Raw genomic sequence first — 17,242 nt, forward strand, 5'->3', positions numbered from 1 at the left:
AGGCTGGACCGGAACAGGACGAAAGGCGGGCGTCGCGGCGGTGGACCGGGCGCTGACGGTCCTGACGGTGTTTCGCGAGGGCGACGTCACCCTGACCCTGGCTGAGATCGCCGAGCGTACCGGCATGTACAAGAGCACCATCCTGCGGCTGTGCGAGTCGCTGGCCCGCCACGGCTACCTGTACCGTGTCGACGGCGCAGGGTACCGGTTGGGCCCCACCCCGCTGCGTCTGGCCAGCCTGTACCAGCGGTCGTTCCGGGTGGGGGACCTCGTGGTGCCGATGTTGCAGAGACTGGTCCGGCAGACCGGCGAGAGCGCATCTTTCTACGTACGCGAGCAGGGCGTGCGTGTCTGCCTCCATCGCGTGGACTCCCCCCGGGCCATCCGCGATCACGTGCGCGAGGGAGACCACCTGCCGCTGGACCGGGGCGCCGCCGGACGGGTGCTGCTGGCCTTCAGCGGAGAGCCCGGGGAGGTGTATGCGCGGATCCGCCGTCGGTATGTCGCGGCCACCTTCGGCGAGCGCGATCGTGAGACCGCCGCAGTGGCCGCTCCGGTCTTCCGGCTCGGTCAGGAACTGGTCGGTGCGCTGTCGGTCTCCGGCCCCATCTACCGGTTCCGGGGCAGGGCCGCAGAACGGATTGCGGCCCTGGTCCTGGCCGCTGCGGCGGAGCTGACGGCCGATCTCGGCGGTGATCGCCGACCCTTCGACGAAAGGATTGTCCGTCGTGGACGCACCGCTTGAGGGCGTCCGCGTCCTCGACCTCACCAATGTGCTGGCGGGGCCCTTCTGCACCTTCCAGCTGGCCCTGCTGGGCGCCGACGTCATCAAGGTCGAAGTCCCGGGCAGCGGGGATCTGGCCCGGCAACTGGGCGCTGATCCGGCCCTGAACCGCGCCCTGATGGGCGCGTCGTTCTTGGCTCAGAACGCCGGGAAGCGCTCGGTGACCATCAACCTGAAGGATCCCGACGGTCGGAAGGTGTTCGAACGGCTGGTCGTCACCGCCGACGTGCTGGTGGAGAACTTCCGGCCCGGGGTGATGGCCAGGCTCGGCCTGGGATACGACCGCCTCTCCACGCTCAATCCGGACCTCATCTACTGCGCGATCTCCGGATTCGGCCAGGACGGCCCCCTCAGTGCCAATCCCGCTTACGATCAGATCATCCAGGGGCTGGCCGGAGTGATGGATGTCACCGGCGACGAGCGGAGCGGGCCGCTGCGCGTGGGCTTTCCGGTCTGCGACACCGTGGGCGGGCTGGCTGCGGCCTTCGCCATCGTCAGCGCGTTGCGCCTGCGCCAGCGGGAAGGCCGGGGCTGCCTGCTGGACGTGTCGATGCTCGAGGCCACGTTGGTCAGCATGGGATGGGTGGTGTCCAACTACCTGATCGCGGGCGAAGTCCCCCGGCGGTCGGGCAACGAGAACTTCACCGCCAGTCCCTCGGGGACATTTCGGACCGGGGAAGGGCTGTTGAACATCGCCGCCAACAAGCAGGAGCAGTTCGAGGTCCTGTGTCGGGAAATCGGACGGCCGGACCTCGTCACCGATCCCCGGTTCGTGGACCGCGAAGCCCGCCTGCGTCACCGCAGGGAGCTGACGGCCGAGGTGGAGGCCGCCCTGGCCCGGCGTTCGGCGGCCGAGTGGGAGGAGCGGTTGAACAGAGTCGGCGTGCCGGCCGGGCGCGTCCTCTCCGTCCCCGAGGCCCTGGCCCATCCGCAGGTCACGGCCCGCCGCCTGGTGCAGTGCTTCGACAACGTTGCGGGCATCGGCCGGGATGTTGCGGTGACCACGACCGGTGTGATGCTCTCGGGCCGTCGACCGGAAGCCTCCACTCCCCCTCCGCGCCTGGGGGAGCACACGGACGAGGTGCTGCAGAGCCTGGGACTCACGGCGGAAGAGATCGCCGCGCTCCGGCGGAAAGGGGCGATATGAACGAGCAGAGGCCTGACCCTGTTCAGGCCTGGTGGCGGACGGCCATTGTCGATATCGCGCCGGGGAGCATCCGCATCCGCGGCTATGCCATCGAGGACCTCATCGGCAACCTTGACTTTTCGTCGATGGTCTGGCTGATGCTGCGGGGCGAGGTGCCCACGATGGCCCAGGCCCGGCTCCTCGAGGCCGCCCTGGTCGCCGCCGTGGATCACGGACCCCAGGCGCCGTCCATCGCCATCGCGCGGATGACGGCGACCTGCGGGGTGGCGCTGAACAGCGCTGTGGCCGCAGGGGTGAACGCCCTGGGCGATGTGCACGGGGGAGCCGGCCAGCAGTGCATGGAGCTCTATCGTGCCGTGGCCGGCAGGTGGGATGAGGGGATGCCCCTGGAGCGGGCCGTGGAGGCGGTTCTGGACGGGTTCGGCCCTGACGCCTACGTTCCGGGGTTCGGCCACCGGTTCCACCCCGTTGACCCCCGGGCCGTGCGGCTCCTCCAGCTCGTCGGCCAGGCGGCCGATGCCGGGACAGTCTCCGGCCGATTTGCGCGCATTGCGCAGGCCGTGGAGGCGTTGCTGGAGAGGCGGGTCGGGCGGAGAATCCCCATGAATATCGACGGCGCCACGGCGGTGGTCTTCTGCGAACTGGACTTTCCGCCGGCCCTGGGCCGGGGCCTGTTCATCCTCTCTCGCGCCGTGGGCATCCTGGCGCACGCCTGGGAGCAGATGCTTCAAGGGGAGCGCATCAAGGGGCCCACCCCGCCGCGCGCCGGCTATACCTACGAAGGGGTTCCGCCTCGCCCCCTCCCTCCCCGGACGTAGGCCTGCCCCCGCCTGTGATGCTTGCGCTGCTCCCGCGGAGGGCCTAGGCTAACGTTCATGAGGAATATTGCGCTGATCGGGATGCCGGCGACGGGCAAGAGCGCCGTAGGGCGTCGCCTGGCGCTCACCTTGGGCCTTCCTTTCTTCGATACGGACGAGATGATCGAGAGCCGCGAGGACGCGTCCATCGCGGAGATCTTCGAGGCGCGCGGGGAGGCGTATTTCCGCAGCCTCGAGCAGGCGGTGATCAGCGAGGTGACCGGGCAGCCAGGTGTCGTGGCGACCGGCGGCGGCGTGGTGGAGCGGCCGGAGAACATGACGGCCCTCCGGGATTGGGGGTGGATCATCGCCCTGGTCGCTCCTCCCGAGGTACTGGCGCGTCGAGTCGGTCGGGCCGACCAGTGGCCGCTGCTCAAGGGCGGAGTTGTTGAGAACCTGGAGCGACTGTGGAAGCGGCGCGAGGCCGGCTATCGGACCGCGGATCTCGTCGTGGATGTCGCGGAAGAAGACGTGGACGAGGTGGTGCGGAGGATCCTCGAGTTTCTGGCCGAACGGGAGCCCACCGCAATCGTCACCGTCCATCCGCGCCATGCCCCGTCCTATCGGGCGATCGTGGGCGAGGGTGTGCGAGGGCTTGTCGGGCACTACGCGCGGGACGCCGGTCTCCAGGGCCGCGCCGCGGTGTTGGTCTCTCCCGCCGCCGCCAGGTCGTCCGGGATTCAGCTCTGCGATGCTCTGCAAGGAGCCGGATTCTCACCCGTCCTGATCGAGATTCCCGCCGGAGAGAGTGCGAAGACGTGGGAATCCGTCGGCTGGCTTTGCGACAGACTGGTCCAGGAGCAGCTCGACCGGACCGGGTGTCTGGTAGCCATGGGCGGTGAGGAAACGCTGGACATCGGGGGATTCCTCGCCGCCACGTACATGCGCGGCATCCCCAGTGTTTACCTGCCCACCACGTTGGTGGCCCAGCTCGACAGCTGCATCGGCGGTAAGGTGTCGCTCAACCACCCCCGCGCCAAGAATCTCATCGGGCTCCTCCACCATCCCCGGCTGGCCGTTGTTGACGTGCAACTGGCGCGGGCCGGGGGGGCCCGGGCGATGCGCGCAGGACTGGCCGAGGCCGTGAAGTACGGGGTCGTCGCCGATGCCGGGCTGTTTCGTTTTCTGGAGGAACGGGCGGGCGATCTGCTCCGCGGTGAAGGTCTTGCCGAGCTCGTGGCGTGGTGCCTGCGCATCAAGGCCGCCATTGTCGATGAAGATGAAGAAGGAACCGGACGCCGCCTGCTCCTCAACTACGGCCACACCTTCGCCCATGCCATCGAGGCCTCAACCGGGTTCCGCCGCTACACCCACGGTGAAGCGGTCGCCATTGGGATGACTCTGGCCGCCCGGGTGGGATCGGCCATGGGCATCACCGCCGGATCCCTGGAAGACCGGCAGACCGCGCTCTTGCGTCGGCTGGGCCTGCCCTGCGACTTCTCGGGGGTGGCCACGGCACACCTCGTGGAGGCCCTGTGGCGCGACAAGAAGAAGCAGGGCGCCCGGTTGCGGTTTGTGCTGCCGACGGATCTCGGCAGCGGAGAGGTGCGCAGCGACGTCCCCATCGACCTCGTGGCCCGCGTTCTGAGCGAACACGGGGCCGCGGCCGAACGGGCCGACCGGGACGGCAGCGCACAGGTCTGAAGGGCCTCGGGCCTGCCCGGACGCCGCCTCCCGCCCCAGGAGGTCCCGGGGGATTGTGCTATGATTCCGGGTATGATCGCCCCGCGAGCCGGCCAAAAGGTAGTGGGCATCATTGGCGATCCGGTGGCCCACTCCCTTTCTCCCCGTATGCACACGGCTGCCTTTGAGGCGCTGGGGATAGACTGGCGTTTCGTCGCTTTCCGGGTTCCGCCCGAGCATCTGGAGGACGCCCTGCGGGGGATCCGGGCGCTCGGTCTGGCCGGCGTCAACGTCACCATCCCCCACAAGCAGGCTGTCACGACCCTTGTCGATGATCTCGACCCGACGGCCCGCGCCATCGGTGCCGTGAACACCGTGCGCGTGGAGGCCGACCGTCTCGTCGGCTACAACACCGACGCTCCGGGCCTGCTGGATGCCCTGGTGCGCGACGGCGGTCGGAGCCCCGCCGGTGCCCGTTGTCTCGTCCTTGGCGCGGGCGGCGCCGGTCGCAGCGCCGCGTTTGCCCTGGCCGGCGCCCGGGCGGCGTCGGTGGTGATCCTGAATCGGACAGCTTCGCGCGCGGACGATGTGGCCGGACGGGTCGCCGACGCCCATCCGGCATGTTCGGTCCGGGCGGGGCCCCTCGACCCACGCACCGTCGCCCGGGCCGCGGAGGACGCCGACGTGATCATTCAGGCGACCAGTGCGATGCTCGGCGTGGCGGCCGACGGCCGCGGTGAGACGCCCGCCTGGCTGTGCGCATTGGAGGGCGCGCTGCGTCCCGGGGTGACCGTCCTGGACATGGTCTACACACCGCCGCGGACGGCGCTGTTGGTCGCGGCGGCGAAGGCGGGGGCACGGATCGTGGACGGTCTGAGCATGCTGGTCTACCAGGGGGCACGGAGTTTCGAGCTGTGGACCGGCCTGCCCGCGCCCATTGCCGCCATGCGGCACGCTGTTGACGGCGTGGCCCGGCGCTGATGGCGCTGCGCTTTCTCACTGCGGGAGAGTCCCACGGCCGGGCGCTCACGGCGATCCTCGAGGGGTTGCCGGCCGGCCTGGTGGTGAGCGTTGAGGAGATCAACGCCCAGATGTCCCGGCGTCAGGTGGGCTACGGGCGCAGTCCCCGGATGAAGCTGGAAGCCGACCGGGTGGAAATCGTGTCCGGGCTGATGGGCGGGGAGACGATCGGCGCCCCCGTCGCCCTGCGGGTGGAAAATCGAGACGTGCGCCTGGACGAGCCTCCGCTGACGCGGCCGCGTCCCGGACACGCCGACCTGGCCGGCGCGATGAAATACGGCTTCCGCGACCTGCGGCGGGTGCTGGAGCGGGCGAGTGCGCGGGAGACCGCGGCCCGTGTGGCCGTCGGGGCGGTCTGCCGGGCGTTTTTGGGCGCCTTTGGTATTTCCATCTTCAGCCACGTCGTCGAGATCGGGTCCGTTGCGATCACCCAGCGCCCCCTGCGCTGGGAAGACATCCCGGGTGTGGCCGAGGGTTCGGATCTCCGCTGCGCGGATGCCGCGGCGGAAGCCAGGATGCGCGAGGCCATCGAGGCGGCCCGGAAGGCCGGGGATACCCTGGGTGGAGTATTCGAGGTTGTGGCCCTCGGCGTGCCGCCCGGCCTCGGCAGTTATGTGCACTGGGACAGAAAACTGGACGGACGACTCGCCCAGGCCGTGATGTCGATTCCCGCGGTAAAGGGCGTGGAAGTGGGGTCGGGGTTCGAAATGGCGCGCACTCCGGGTTCGCGCGCCCACGACGAAATCCGTTACCAGCCAGATCGGGGTTTCTTCCGTGAGACGAACCGGGCCGGGGGCATGGAGGGAGGCGTCACCAACGGCGAGCCGGTGGTGGTGCGGGGGGCCATGAAGCCGCTCTCCACGTTGATGGCCCCGCTCCTCTCGGTGGATCTGGAGACGAAGGCGCCTTCCCGCGGGGCCGTTGTGCGCAGCGATGTTTGCGCCGTGCCGGCCGCCGGTGTCGTGGCGGAAGCGATGGTCGCCTTCGTGCTGGCGGACGCCTTCCTCGAGAAGTTCGGGGGAGACACGATGGCCGATATCGGGGCGACCTACCGGGCGTACCGTTCCCGCCTCCGCGACCTGTGATCGGCTCTCTCCTCGATGCGTAACGTTGTCCTGATCGGCTTCATGGGCACGGGGAAGAGTGCGGTCGGGCAGATCCTCGCCCGCCGGCTCGGCTGGACCTTCGTGGACATCGACCGGCGCGCGGCGAGGCGGGAGCGGGCGACGGTCCCGCAGATCCTGGCCAGACACGGCGAGGGATACTTTCGGGACGTGGAAGCGCGGATCATTGCCGAGGTCGCCGGGCGGCGCGACCTCGTGATCGCGACCGGGGCCGGAGTCGTGCTCCGTCCCGAGAACATGCGGCGTCTGCGCGCCAACGGATGGATCGTTTCACTGACGGCGCCCGTGGACGTGCTGCTGACCCGCCTCGGCGAGCGGCGGCCGTCGCTGGGCGGGGATGCGCGCGGTGAGGTGGTGCGCCTGCTCGATCAGCGCCGGCCGCTGTATCGCGATGCGGATCTGATGATCGACGTTTCGGTGGCCACACCGGACCGTGTGGCCGATGCTGTGCTGGCCTTCCTGGGTCGGCGCGATCGCCGGACGGTCCCGGTGCATCTGTCCGGCCGCGACTATCCGGTCCACATCGGCGAGGGCATCCTGCCGTTGCTGCCCGTCGACCTCGCCGCGCTGGGGGCGGGACGGCGGGTGGCCGTGGTCACGCACCGTAGCGTCAGGCGATCCGCCGCGGGGGCCCTCCTGGGGGTGCTCCGGAGCCAGGGGTTCGAGGTCTCGGTGTTCGACGTGCCGGCCGGTGAGGGCTCGAAGAGCCTGGTTATGGTCGGGGCGCTCTGCACGCGGTTGGCCCGGGCCAGGGTGGACCGCCACAGCACGCTGCTGGCCGTCGGCGGCGGGGTGGTCGGAGATCTGGGCGGATTTGTCGCGGCAACGTACATGCGGGGCATCCGGCTGGTGCATGTCCCCACGACGCTGCTGGCCATGGTGGACAGCAGTATCGGGGGGAAGACTGGCGTCAACCACGCGGGGGTGAAGAACCTCGTCGGCGCCTTCTACCAGCCATCGGCCGTTGTCGCCGACGTCCGAACACTGCAGACTCTTCCAGAGCGAGAACTCCGAAGCGGGCTGGCCGAGGTGGTGAAGACCGCCGTCGTCGGGGACGCCGATCTCTTCGAGTTCCTGGAGGACAACCTTGCCGCCGTACTCCGCCGGGAGCCGGATGCGTTGATTGAGGTCATTTCCCGCTGCGCCGCTTTCAAGGCCCGGGTGGTGGAAGCGGACGAAGCGGAGCGCGCCGAACGCCAGATCCTGAATTACGGCCACACCCTCGGGCACGCCGTCGAGGCGGCGGCGGGATTCCGGGGGCTGACCCACGGTGAGGCCGTGGCCATCGGGATGGCCCTGGAGGCCCGCCTGGCCCAGCGCCTCGGGCTGACGTCCGCGGCGACGGTCGAACGGCAGAACGCGCTGCTGGCCCGCATCGGACTTCCCGTCAGGCTGGGCCCGGTGAGTCGGGCCGCGGTGTGGCGGGCACTGGCCCTGGACAAGAAGTCGAAGGACGGGGTGCTCCGCTGGCCGATGCTGGTAGGCATCGGTTCGGTGCGGCGCGAACAGGAAGTCCCGGAGGCCTTGCTGCGGGAGGTCATCGGTGGCTCACGCTGACGTCAAGTGCGGTCCCGTACTTTCTCCGGGGACTGATTTCGAGCCGACGCCCATCGGTCGCGACGCGGTCGAGGTGCGCTAGTCCCATGCACATTCGCGGGATCCGAGGGGCGACGACCTGCGCCGCCGACGAGGAGGAGGCGATCCTCGAGGCGACGGAGGAACTGCTGCGGCAGATGGCCGACGCCAACGGCGTGGAGTCCGACGAGATCGCGGCCATCATCTTCACGGCGACGCAGGATCTCACCGCGGCCTTCCCCGCCGAGGCGGCGCGCCGGCTGCGGTGGAACCTGGTGCCGCTGCTCTCGGCCACGGAGATGGCCGTGTCGGACCCCCGCGCCGTGCCCCGCTGCATTCGCGTGCTGATGCTCTGGAACACCCCGCGCTCCCAGGAAGAGGTCGTGCACGTGTACCTGCGCGGCGCGGCGCGGCTGCGGCCCGACCTCAAGGAGCGGCGGGTCTAGCCCGGCGATGGACGTCGTCGTCGCCCCGGCCGCGCGTCTGGCGGGGACCGTGCGCGTCCCCGGCGACAAGTCGATCTCCCACCGCGCCGCGATCCTGGGCGCGCTGGCCTCCGGGACCACGACCATCCGGAACTTTCTGCGGGCCGAGGACTGCCTGCGGACGCTGGAGTGTCTGCGGGAGCTGGGGGTGACCATCGAGGAGGACGGAGCGCACCTGGTGGTCCATGGCGCCGCGGGACGGCTCCGGGAGCCGGACCGCGCGCTGGACGCCGGCAACTCCGGCACCACGATGCGGCTGCTGGCCGGTGTCGCTGCGGCCCAGCCCATCGCCGTGGTGCTCGACGGCGACGCGTCGCTGCGCCGGCGCCCGATGGACCGCATCGCCGAACCGCTCCGGAAGATGGGCGCGTACGTCGGCCTGCGGGACGGGCGTTACCCTCCCCTGCGCATCACGGGGGCCCGGCTGCGCGGCATCACCTACGAACTGCCGGTGCCCAGCGCCCAGGTCAAATCGGCCGTCCTGCTGGCCGGGCTGCTCGCCGAGAGCGAGACGGTGGTCGTCGAGCCGGTGCCCACGCGGGACCACACCGAGCGCATGCTGGCCCGGTTCGGCGTCCCGATCCGCCGGGACGGCCGGCGCATCGTCCTCCCTCCCGGCCTGCCTGTCGGATGCGAGGTGACGGTCCCCGGGGACATCTCCTCGGCCGCCTTCTTTCTGGCCGCCGCGGCCCGGGCCGGCTCGAAGGTCACGGTCGAAGATGTCGGCGTGAACCCGACGCGGACCGGCGTGCTGGAGATTCTGGAGCAGATGGGCGCGGCGGTCGAGCAGACGTCGCCCCGCGACGTGGGGGGCGAGCCGACCGCCGCCGTCACCGTGCGCGGCGGGCGGCTGCGCGGGGTGACGATCCGCGGACCGATCATCCCGCGGGTCATCGACGAGCTGCCGGTGCTCTGCGTGGTGGCGGCGGCCGCGGAAGGCAAGACCGTGATCCGCGACGCGGCGGAGCTGCGGGCCAAGGAGTCCGACCGCATCGCCGTGATCGCCGCCGGGCTGCGGGCGCTGGGCGTGGCGGTGAAGGAGCGCCCCGACGGGATCGAGATCCGCGGCGGCGGGCTGCGGGGCGGCGTGGTGGACGCCGCGGGAGATCACCGCCTCGCCATGGCCTTCGTCGTGGCCGGGCTGTTCGCCGATGCGCCGGTGACGGTGCGCGGGGCAGAGGCGGTGGCCGTCTCCTTCCCGGGGTTTTTCGACACCCTCGACCAGCTGGGCGGGAAGACTGCCGCGCTGGGTGCGGCGGAGGATGGGTAGCGTCGCGGCCGTAGCCCGGGCGATGTGCGCCGGCATCGGCCGCGTCATCGTCGGCAAGGAACAGGTCATCGAACTGGCGCTGGCCGCGCTGCTCTGCGAAGGCCACCTCCTGATCGAGGACGTGCCGGGCATCGGCAAGACCATGCTGGCGAAGTCGCTGGCCCGCACCCTGGGCTGCACCTTCCGCCGGCTGCAGTGCACGCCCGACCTGCTGCCGGGGGACATCACCGGCGTGCACTTCTTCAACCAGAAGACCCAGCAGTTCGAGTTCCGCCCCGGGCCGGTGTTCACCAACATCCTGCTGGCCGACGAGATCAACCGCGCCACCCCGCGCACCCAGGCCGCGCTGCTGGAGTGCATGGAGGAGCGGCAGGTCACCCTGGAGACCGGCACGGTGCCGCTGAACCGTCCCTTCATGGTCATCGCCACGCAGAACCCCATCGAGCTGCAGGGCACCTTCCCCCTGCCCGAGGCGCAGCTGGACAGGTTTCTCATGCAGCTACCGGTCGGGTACCCCTCCGCGGCGGATGAGGTGGAGATCCTGCGGCGCTTCCGCACCCACAACCCGCTCCACGACCTGCAGCCCGTGACCAGCGCCGACGAGCTGGTCGCTCTCCAGCAGCAGGTGCGCGCGGTCCACGTCAGCCCGGCGGTGGAGGAGTACATCGTGGCCATCGTCCGCGCCACGCGGGCGCATCCGGAGATCGAACTGGGGGCCAGCCCCCGCGGCAGCCTCGGGTTGTACCGCGCCGCCCAGGCCCTGGCCGCGATCCGCGGGCGGACGCACGTCCTGCCGGACGACGTGAAAGAACTCGTGCCGGTGGTCCTCCCCCACCGCCTGATCACGACGGCGCAGGCCCGGCTGCGTGAGCGCGGCGCCCGGGAGATCGCCCAGGAGATCCTGCGGTCCGTCCCGGCCCCGGTCGAAGCGGAGTAGATGTACACCCAGGGCTGGCTGCTGGTCGGCTGGATGCTCATCGCCATCGGGCTGGCGGCGCGCCACGGCTTCGCCTTTCTGCTGGGGGCGGTGGTCCTCTGCAGCGCCGGCGCCTCGTACCTGTGGGACCGGTTCTGCCTGGCCCGCGTCGAGTATCGCCGCAGCTTCACCCCGCGCCGCGCCTTCTACGGCGAGACCGTGACCTTCACGATGGAGGTGACGAACCGCAAGATCTTGCCCCTGGCCTGGCTGGAGGTGATCGACGAGCTGCCGGTCGAGCTCGAGCTCCTCAGGGGACGCGTCATCCCCAGCGTGCGGCAGCGCCGACAGCACCTGGTCAACCTCTTCAGCGTGCGATGGTACGAGCGGGTGCGGCGGCACTTCACGGTCCGCTGCGCCGCGCGCGGATACTTTCCTCTGGGGCCGGCCCGGGTGCGCTCGGGCGACGTCTTCGGCTTCACGGTCCGCGGGATGGATCTGGAGCATACCGACTACCTGCTGGTCTATCCCAAGGTCGTCCCCCTCGAGGCGTTGGGGTTGCCCGCCCTCCATCCCATCGGCGATCTGGCCACGCGGCGCCCCCTCCTGGAGGATCCCACCCGCATCGTCGGCGCCCGGGGGTACCAGCCCACCGACCCCCTCCGCCGCATCCACTGGAAGGCGACGGCGAAATCGGGCGGGCTGCAGAGCAAGCTCTACGAGCCGACGACGAGCCATCGCTTCGCCGTCTTCCTGAACCTCGACACGCTGGGCCGGTTCGCCGAGTACCGCGGGTTCGTGCGCGCCCTGCTCGAGTTGAACATCCTCACCGCGGCCTCCATCACCAGCTGGGCCATCGGGCAGGGGCATCTGGTGGGTCTCTACGCCAACGGCTACCTGCCCCACGGGCTGCGCTGGATCCGGATCCCTCCCGCCTCGGGGAGCGCGCACCTGGCGACGATGCTGGAGGCGCTGGCCAAGGTGTTCCCCACGCCCGTGATGCCGGTCGGCGATCTGATGCAGCTGGAGGCGCCGGGACTGCCCTGGGGCACCACGGCGGTCGTGGTCACTGCGGTGACCGATGCGGCGCTCAGGTCCGGCGTGGCGCGGCTGCTGGAGGCCGGACACACTCCCGTGCTTGTGCTCGTGGGCGAAGAGGCCGAGCCCATCGCCGAGCCAGTTCCCACCTACCGGGTGCGATCGGACCGGGGCTGGCGGGCGCTGGAAGGCCTCGCGCTGCGCCCTGCAGGTGTCGCGCCGTGACGGTCCTCCTGCGGGAGCTGCTGGCCCTCGGCCTCGTGGTGATCGAGTTCTGCTGGCTGTATCCGTGGGTCTTGCTGGCCACCGGCGGATTCTACGGTCCGGCCTCCGCGCCGCTGCTTCCCCCGGGGGCCGCGCTCCTCCTGCTGGCCGGGGGGTTCGTGGCGGTGCGCCTGGTCTCGGGACGCCCCTGGGCCCTGGCCACCGTGCGGGCCGTCGTCGTGGGGACGGGACTGGTGTTCGGGCTGGGCGCGGTGAAGATGGCCCACTACCCCGCGGCGCCCGTGTACGATCTGCGCTGGGTGGCGACACTGCTCCAGGCGGCCCACGACGCCCTCCCCGTGATCCTCCCTCCGGTGATGGGGGCGCTCCTGGCCACGCTGCTGTGGTGGCGGGGGATCGTGCTGGGCGAGCGGGAGTTCACGCATTTCGAGGTGGAGCGCGCCTTCCGCCGCGGCGTGGGCTGGACGGTGACGTTTGTCATCCTCTTCGTCATCTACGGGGACGCCCGCGGGTTCGTCCCGGCCGCCTCCGCCCCCGGCTACCTGTTGGGGTTCTTCTCCTGCGGGCTGGTGCTGCTCGCCGTGACACGGCTGCTGGAGATCTGGCGGGAAAACCAGGCCGAGGCCGCCCAGGCTCTGGCCGCGAACCGCCACTGGCTGCTGCTGCTGGTCGGCGTTGTGGGGATGATCCTTTCCGGGGCCGCCTTGCTCTCAGGGCTGCTCAACGTCCGGTTCCGCCCGGTGGTGCTCTCCTGGCTGCGCCCGCTGGCGCCGGTGGTCGAGGTCCTCTTCCTCACCCTCTTCGCCGTGGCGCTCGTCGTGGCCAAGGTGATCATCTTCGTGCTCTCCCGCCTGCCGTGGCGTCCTGTGCGGTTCGATCCCCAGGGGACGCTGCAGCAACCCCTCTCCGCGCTGTTGCGGGAACTGCCGCCCCGGGTCGTGAGCGGCGCCCGCTGGGGAGTGGTCTTCCTGGTTATCGTCGCGCTCATCGCGCTGGTGGCCGTGGCCATCGTCCGGGCGCGGCGTCGGCCGCGCCGGGCCGACGAGGACGAGCGGGAGTCGGTGTGGGATGCCCGCGCCGTGCTGGCGGGGATGGGCAGGGCGTGGCGCTCGCTGTGGGAGCGACGGCACGCCGTGGCGGGAGAAGCCGACCATCCGGCGGTGGGGGCGCTCCGCACGATCTATCGGGAACTGCTGCGGATCGGTCGCGGGCTGGGCACGCCGCGGAACCCGGCGGAAACCCCCTACGAATACCGGCCGCGATTGCGCGCCGCGCTCCCGTCCACCGCGACGGAGATCGCCTTTCTCACGGAGGCGTATGTGCGCGCGCGGTATTCCCCCTCTTTGCCCTCCGACCAGGAGGTGGAAGAGGCGCGGGATGCGCTGGAGCGCGTGCGGAACGCGTCATCAATCTCGGGCGGAGGGGAGGAGTAGGCCCCACCGGCGGTGCTCGGGGGTGCGATCCGGCCTTACCCCCGCATCCCGGCGGGGGCCGGGATTCCCAGGTCGGCGGCGAGACTGCTCAGTGCGACCTCTGTTTCGGCGGGGAGGGGGATCCCGCGTTCCGCGTACTCGAGCGCCCGACGATGCTCGATCTCTCCCGGCAGGTAGACCCGCTCGGCGCCTTCCATGGGCGGAAGGGCCCGGACCTCCTGCGCCAGGCGGGCCACCCGGCGCACGAAATCTTCCTGAGGGCCGAAGGAGGCCGGCGAGATCGCGGCCAGCAGGTGGCCGACGCCCTGGACCCGATCGAGGTGCTCGTAGAGCGGGATGATCTCCGGCCCGGAAGCGGCACCGGGGAGCAGACCGGCCAGGATGTCGATCATCAGGGAGAGCCCGGACCCCTTGGGCCCGCCGAAGGGGAGGATTGCGCCGCCGTTCAGCACCTGGCGGGGATCGGTCGCGGGGCGCCCTTCGCGGTCGATCCCCCACCCTTGGGGGATGGGCTCGCCCCGGGCCGCCGCCGTCTTGATCCGCTGGTGGGGGACGATGCTGGTGGCCATGTCCAGGACGATGGGCGGCTCCGCGCCCGCGGGCACCGCGATGGCCATCGGGTTGGTCCCCAGGTACTTCGCGCGGGCCCCCCAGGGGGCGACCTGGGCGTCCGCATTGCTCAGCGCCAGGCCGATCAGCCCCTGGGCGCTGGCCCGCATCGCCAGGTGAGCCAGCATCCCGCAGTGGTTGCTGTTGCGTACGCCGACGAACGCGACGCCGTGCTCCCTTGCCCGGGCGATGGCCAGATCCATGGCCCGGGTGGCCATGGCGATCCCGAACCCGCCCTGCGCGTCGACCACCACCACGGGGCCCGCGTCCCGCACGACCGACAGCACGGCGGAAGGGTTGATGGATCCGTGCTGCAGGCGGCGCACGTAGATCGCCGTGCGCACGACGCCGTGGGAGTGCACCCCCCGCAGGTCGGCCGCGACCAGGCCGTCGGCGACCAGCCGGGCGTCGTCGGGGGTCGCGCCCGCCGTCGTCAGGGCCCGGACGACGAAGGCGTGCAGGTCGGATGCCGCGTAGCGGGTCAGTCCATCCATGCGCCGCCGTTGATGTCCAGGGTCTCGCCGGTGATGAATCCCGCGCCCTCCGAGACCAGGAAGGCCACGGCCTCGGCCACCTCCTCGGGGGTCCCCAGGCGGCCCAGCGGGATCCCGGCCAAGACCGCGGCCCGTTTCTCGGGAGTCCACTGCGCGCTCATCTCCGTCTCAATGGCGTGCGGGGCGACCGCGTTGACGGTGATCCCCCAGGGGGCGAGTTCCCGGGCCAGCGTCTTTGTCAGCGCCAGTATCCCCGCTTTGGACGAAGCGTACCCCGGCGCCGATGCCAGGTCCCCGGTCTTGCCGGTGATCGACGCCACATTCACGATGCGGCCCCAGCCCGCGGCCTTCAGGTAGGGCACCGCGGCGCGGCAACAGTAGAAGGTGCCCGTCAGGTTGACGGCAAGGACCTGGTGCCAGTCCTCCAGCGTCATCGTCTCCAGCGTCCCCCGGCGGATGATGCCGGCGTTGTTCACCAGGATCTCCAGCGCGCCGAACCGCTCCTTGACCGCCGCGCACATGGCGCTGACGGCCTCCCAGTCGGTGACGTCGCAGGGGACGCCCATCGCCGTGCCTTCCTCGGCGACGATCTGCTCCACGGCCCGGCGGACGAGGTCGTCACTGACGTCGTTGACGGCCACCCGGGCGCCGCCCCGCGCCAGCCGGCGGGCGATGGCCAGCCCGATCCCGCGGCCGGCCCCGGTGACCAGCGCGGTGCGCGGCCGCTCAGCCATCGGTCTTCCCCGGAACGAGCAGCGCCTTGATGGCGCGGCCCTCTTCCTGCGCCTCGAACGCCTCCCGCCACCGGCGCAGCGGCAGCTGCAGGCTCAGCAACGGGCCCACGGAGAGCCGGCCCGCGCCCAGCAGCCGCAGCCCCGTGACCCAACTGGAGTGGCGGCTGCTGAAGGAGAAGGAGAGGTCGATCCCTCGGAAGAGCGCGGTGTCGGCCGGGAAGGCCACCTCGGGACGCCCGGTGATCCCGACCTGGCAGATGCGGCCCAGCCGGCGGACCAGCGCCGGAAGCGAGGCCAGGGCCGGCGGCGCGCCGGAGGTCTCGATGGCGACATCGACGCCCTCCCCGCCCGTGGCCTCCATAACCCGCGCGGTGAGGTCCTCCTCGGCCACGTTGACGGCGAGATCCGCCCCGAGCCGGCGGGCCGTGGGCAGCCGCAGCGCGCCGTCGCGGCCGGCGCCGGTTACGATCACCATCCCCGCCCCTGCGGCGCGTGCCACCTCCAGGCAGAGTAGGCCGATCGGTCCGGGTCCCGTGATCAGCACCCGCTCTCCGGGCCGCACGGCGGCGCGCTCGAGGACGGCGTGCACGGCGATGGCAATGGGCTCGGCCAGGGCGGCTTCCTCGAAGCCGACGCCCTCCGGGATCCGGTGCAGGAGGTCGGCGGGCATCCGCACATACTTCGCGAATGCGCCGTCCCGCCCGATGCCCGGCGGGCGCTTGTGGGGGCAGATGTGGCGGTTGCCCGTGCGGCACAGGTAGCACACGCCGCAGCTGCCGGTGCTGGTTTCCGAGACCACCCGGTCGCCGACAGCATACCCGGTCACGCCCGACCCGACCGCCGCGACGGTTCCCGCGAACTCGTGGCCGAGCACCACCGGGGGCCAGTAGGGGTGCTCGTCGCGGTAGATGTGCAGGTCGCTGCCGCAGATCGCCGCGGCCGCCACCTCGATGAGCACCTCCCCCGGCTCGGGGACCGGCTCGGGCACCTCGCGGATCTCCACCAGCCCGGGCCCGCGGCCCACCTTCATCACGCCCAGCATGACCGGCCCTCCTCGCTCACTGTTTGATCGCCCCGGCCGTGAGGCCCTGGACCAGCCAGCGCTGCAGGAGCAGGTAGAAGACGACGCCGGGGATGCCTCCCATCAGGGCGCCGGCCATCAACTCCGGCCACTTCACGAAGAACTCCTGGACGGTCCGGGCGATGGCCAGGGTCACGGTGACCATCGCCTCGCTGCTGGTCAGCGTCTGGACCCAGAGCAGGTCGCCCCAGGCCAGCAGGAAGGCGAAGAGCATCGTCGCCACCATCCCGGGCCGGATCAACGGGAAGACGACCCGGAAGAAGACGGTGAAGCGGCCCGCCCCGTCCACGATCGCCGCCTCGTCCAGTTCGGTGGGGATGCCGTCGATGAACCCCTTGAGCATCCAGATGGCAAAGGGCAGGCAGATGGTGAGGAAGGCGATGATCAGTCCCGTGCGGGTGTCATAGAGTCCCAGGCGGGAGAGGATCTGGAAGTAGGGGCCCACCAGGAGCACCCCCGGGAGCATCTGGGTGGTGAGGACGAACCCCATGAGCGTGCCCTTCGCCGCCAGGGGGAAGCGGGAGAACCCGTAGGCGGCCAGGGCGCCGACGAAGGTGGAGATCACCGCCGTGGACAGCGAGACGACGGTGCTGTTGAGGAAGTAGATGGCGTAGTGCTTGCGCAGCCACATCACCACGTAGGCTTCCACCGTCGGCGTCTCGGGCAGCCAGGTCACCGGCACGCGCAGCGCCTCGATCTCCGGCTTCAACGAGGTCAGGACCATCCAGAGAAAGGGGAAGAGAACGAAGACGCCCACCAGCCCCAGCCCGAGGTAGACCAGGGCGGCCACCAGGCGCGAGCGGCTGTAGATCAACGAGGCTTCCATC

At 70.9% G+C, this 17,242-nt stretch carries 16 protein-coding genes; 12 read left to right on the forward strand and 4 right to left on the reverse strand.

Annotation, left to right across the window (positions count from 1 at the left end; genetic code table 11):
- Positions 1–40: 40 nt before the first annotated feature.
- The 12 genes from QN141_01435 (at position 41) to QN141_01490 (ending at position 13,497) form a co-directional block, all read left to right on the forward strand.
- Positions 41–745 carry an IclR family transcriptional regulator gene (locus tag QN141_01435; GenBank protein MDR7557134.1) on the forward strand — a complete coding sequence of 235 codons (705 nt, stop codon included), beginning with the start codon at positions 41–43 and terminating at the stop codon, positions 743–745.
- On the forward strand, positions 729–1,931 hold the full coding sequence (locus tag QN141_01440; protein MDR7557135.1) for a CaiB/BaiF CoA-transferase family protein: 1,203 nt from the start codon (positions 729–731) through the stop codon (positions 1,929–1,931). Before QN141_01435 ends, QN141_01440 begins: the two co-directional genes overlap by 17 nt.
- Positions 1,928–2,749 carry a citryl-CoA lyase gene (locus QN141_01445; GenBank protein ID MDR7557136.1) on the forward strand — a complete coding sequence of 274 codons (822 nt, stop codon included), beginning with the start codon at positions 1,928–1,930 and terminating at the stop codon, positions 2,747–2,749. The genes QN141_01440 and QN141_01445 overlap by 4 nt, the downstream gene beginning before the upstream one ends.
- 57 nt (positions 2,750–2,806) lie before the next feature.
- Positions 2,807–4,432: a bifunctional shikimate kinase/3-dehydroquinate synthase gene (locus QN141_01450; protein ID MDR7557137.1), complete on the forward strand. Its 1,626-nt coding sequence runs from the start codon at positions 2,807–2,809 to the stop codon at positions 4,430–4,432.
- Positions 4,433–4,504: 72 nt separating this feature from the next.
- On the forward strand, positions 4,505–5,392 hold the full coding sequence (locus tag QN141_01455) for a shikimate dehydrogenase (GenBank protein MDR7557138.1): 888 nt from the start codon (positions 4,505–4,507) through the stop codon (positions 5,390–5,392).
- Entirely contained in the window at positions 5,392–6,516 is a 1,125-nt protein-coding gene (aroC, locus tag QN141_01460; GenBank protein ID MDR7557139.1) for a chorismate synthase, read from the forward strand. Before QN141_01455 ends, aroC begins: the two co-directional genes overlap by 1 nt.
- Before the next feature lie 15 nt (positions 6,517–6,531).
- Positions 6,532–8,112, forward strand: coding sequence for a 3-dehydroquinate synthase (aroB, locus tag QN141_01465; GenBank protein ID MDR7557140.1), 1,581 nt, complete (start codon positions 6,532–6,534; stop codon positions 8,110–8,112).
- Positions 8,113–8,198: 86 nt separating this feature from the next.
- Complete coding sequence (aroH, locus tag QN141_01470) at positions 8,199–8,576, forward strand: chorismate mutase (GenBank protein ID MDR7557141.1); 378 nt, start codon at positions 8,199–8,201, stop codon at positions 8,574–8,576.
- A gap of 7 nt (positions 8,577–8,583) precedes the next feature.
- Positions 8,584–9,885 (forward strand): 3-phosphoshikimate 1-carboxyvinyltransferase, encoded by a 1,302-nt coding sequence (gene aroA / locus QN141_01475; GenBank protein ID MDR7557142.1) that lies wholly within the window; start codon positions 8,584–8,586, stop codon positions 9,883–9,885.
- Positions 9,878–10,822 carry a MoxR family ATPase gene (locus tag QN141_01480; protein MDR7557143.1) on the forward strand — a complete coding sequence of 315 codons (945 nt, stop codon included), beginning with the start codon at positions 9,878–9,880 and terminating at the stop codon, positions 10,820–10,822. The genes aroA and QN141_01480 overlap by 8 nt, the downstream gene beginning before the upstream one ends.
- Positions 10,823–12,064 carry a DUF58 domain-containing protein gene (locus QN141_01485; GenBank protein MDR7557144.1) on the forward strand — a complete coding sequence of 414 codons (1,242 nt, stop codon included), beginning with the start codon at positions 10,823–10,825 and terminating at the stop codon, positions 12,062–12,064. It begins immediately after the preceding gene.
- Positions 12,061–13,497 carry a DUF4129 domain-containing protein gene (locus QN141_01490; protein ID MDR7557145.1) on the forward strand — a complete coding sequence of 479 codons (1,437 nt, stop codon included), beginning with the start codon at positions 12,061–12,063 and terminating at the stop codon, positions 13,495–13,497. The genes QN141_01485 and QN141_01490 overlap by 4 nt, the downstream gene beginning before the upstream one ends.
- Before the next feature lie 35 nt (positions 13,498–13,532).
- Here the strand turns inward: QN141_01490 and QN141_01495 are convergent, their stop codons facing one another.
- From QN141_01495 to QN141_01510, 4 genes are read right to left on the reverse strand one after another with little or no spacing between them, the layout of a single operon-like run.
- The gene (locus QN141_01495; protein MDR7557146.1) at positions 13,533–14,600 is read right to left on the reverse strand and encodes an Ldh family oxidoreductase; all 1,068 of its coding nucleotides are present in this window, start codon (positions 14,598–14,600) and stop codon (positions 13,533–13,535) included.
- Entirely contained in the window at positions 14,588–15,334 is a 747-nt protein-coding gene (locus QN141_01500; GenBank protein MDR7557147.1) for an SDR family NAD(P)-dependent oxidoreductase, read from the reverse strand. The genes QN141_01495 and QN141_01500 overlap by 13 nt, the downstream gene beginning before the upstream one ends.
- A complete protein-coding gene (locus tag QN141_01505) occupies positions 15,327–16,376 on the reverse strand; it encodes a zinc-binding dehydrogenase (GenBank protein MDR7557148.1) in 1,050 nt (349 codons plus the stop codon). The genes QN141_01500 and QN141_01505 overlap by 8 nt, the downstream gene beginning before the upstream one ends.
- Positions 16,377–16,392: 16 nt before the next feature.
- Positions 16,393–17,241, reverse strand: a complete 849-nt coding sequence (locus QN141_01510; GenBank protein ID MDR7557149.1) for a carbohydrate ABC transporter permease — start codon at positions 17,239–17,241, stop codon at positions 16,393–16,395.
- Position 17,242: the final 1 nt, after the last annotated feature.

The organism is Armatimonadota bacterium, assembly GCA_031459765.1.
In the GTDB taxonomy this organism is placed as follows: domain Bacteria; phylum Sysuimicrobiota; class Sysuimicrobiia; order Sysuimicrobiales; family Kaftiobacteriaceae; genus Kaftiobacterium; species Kaftiobacterium secundum.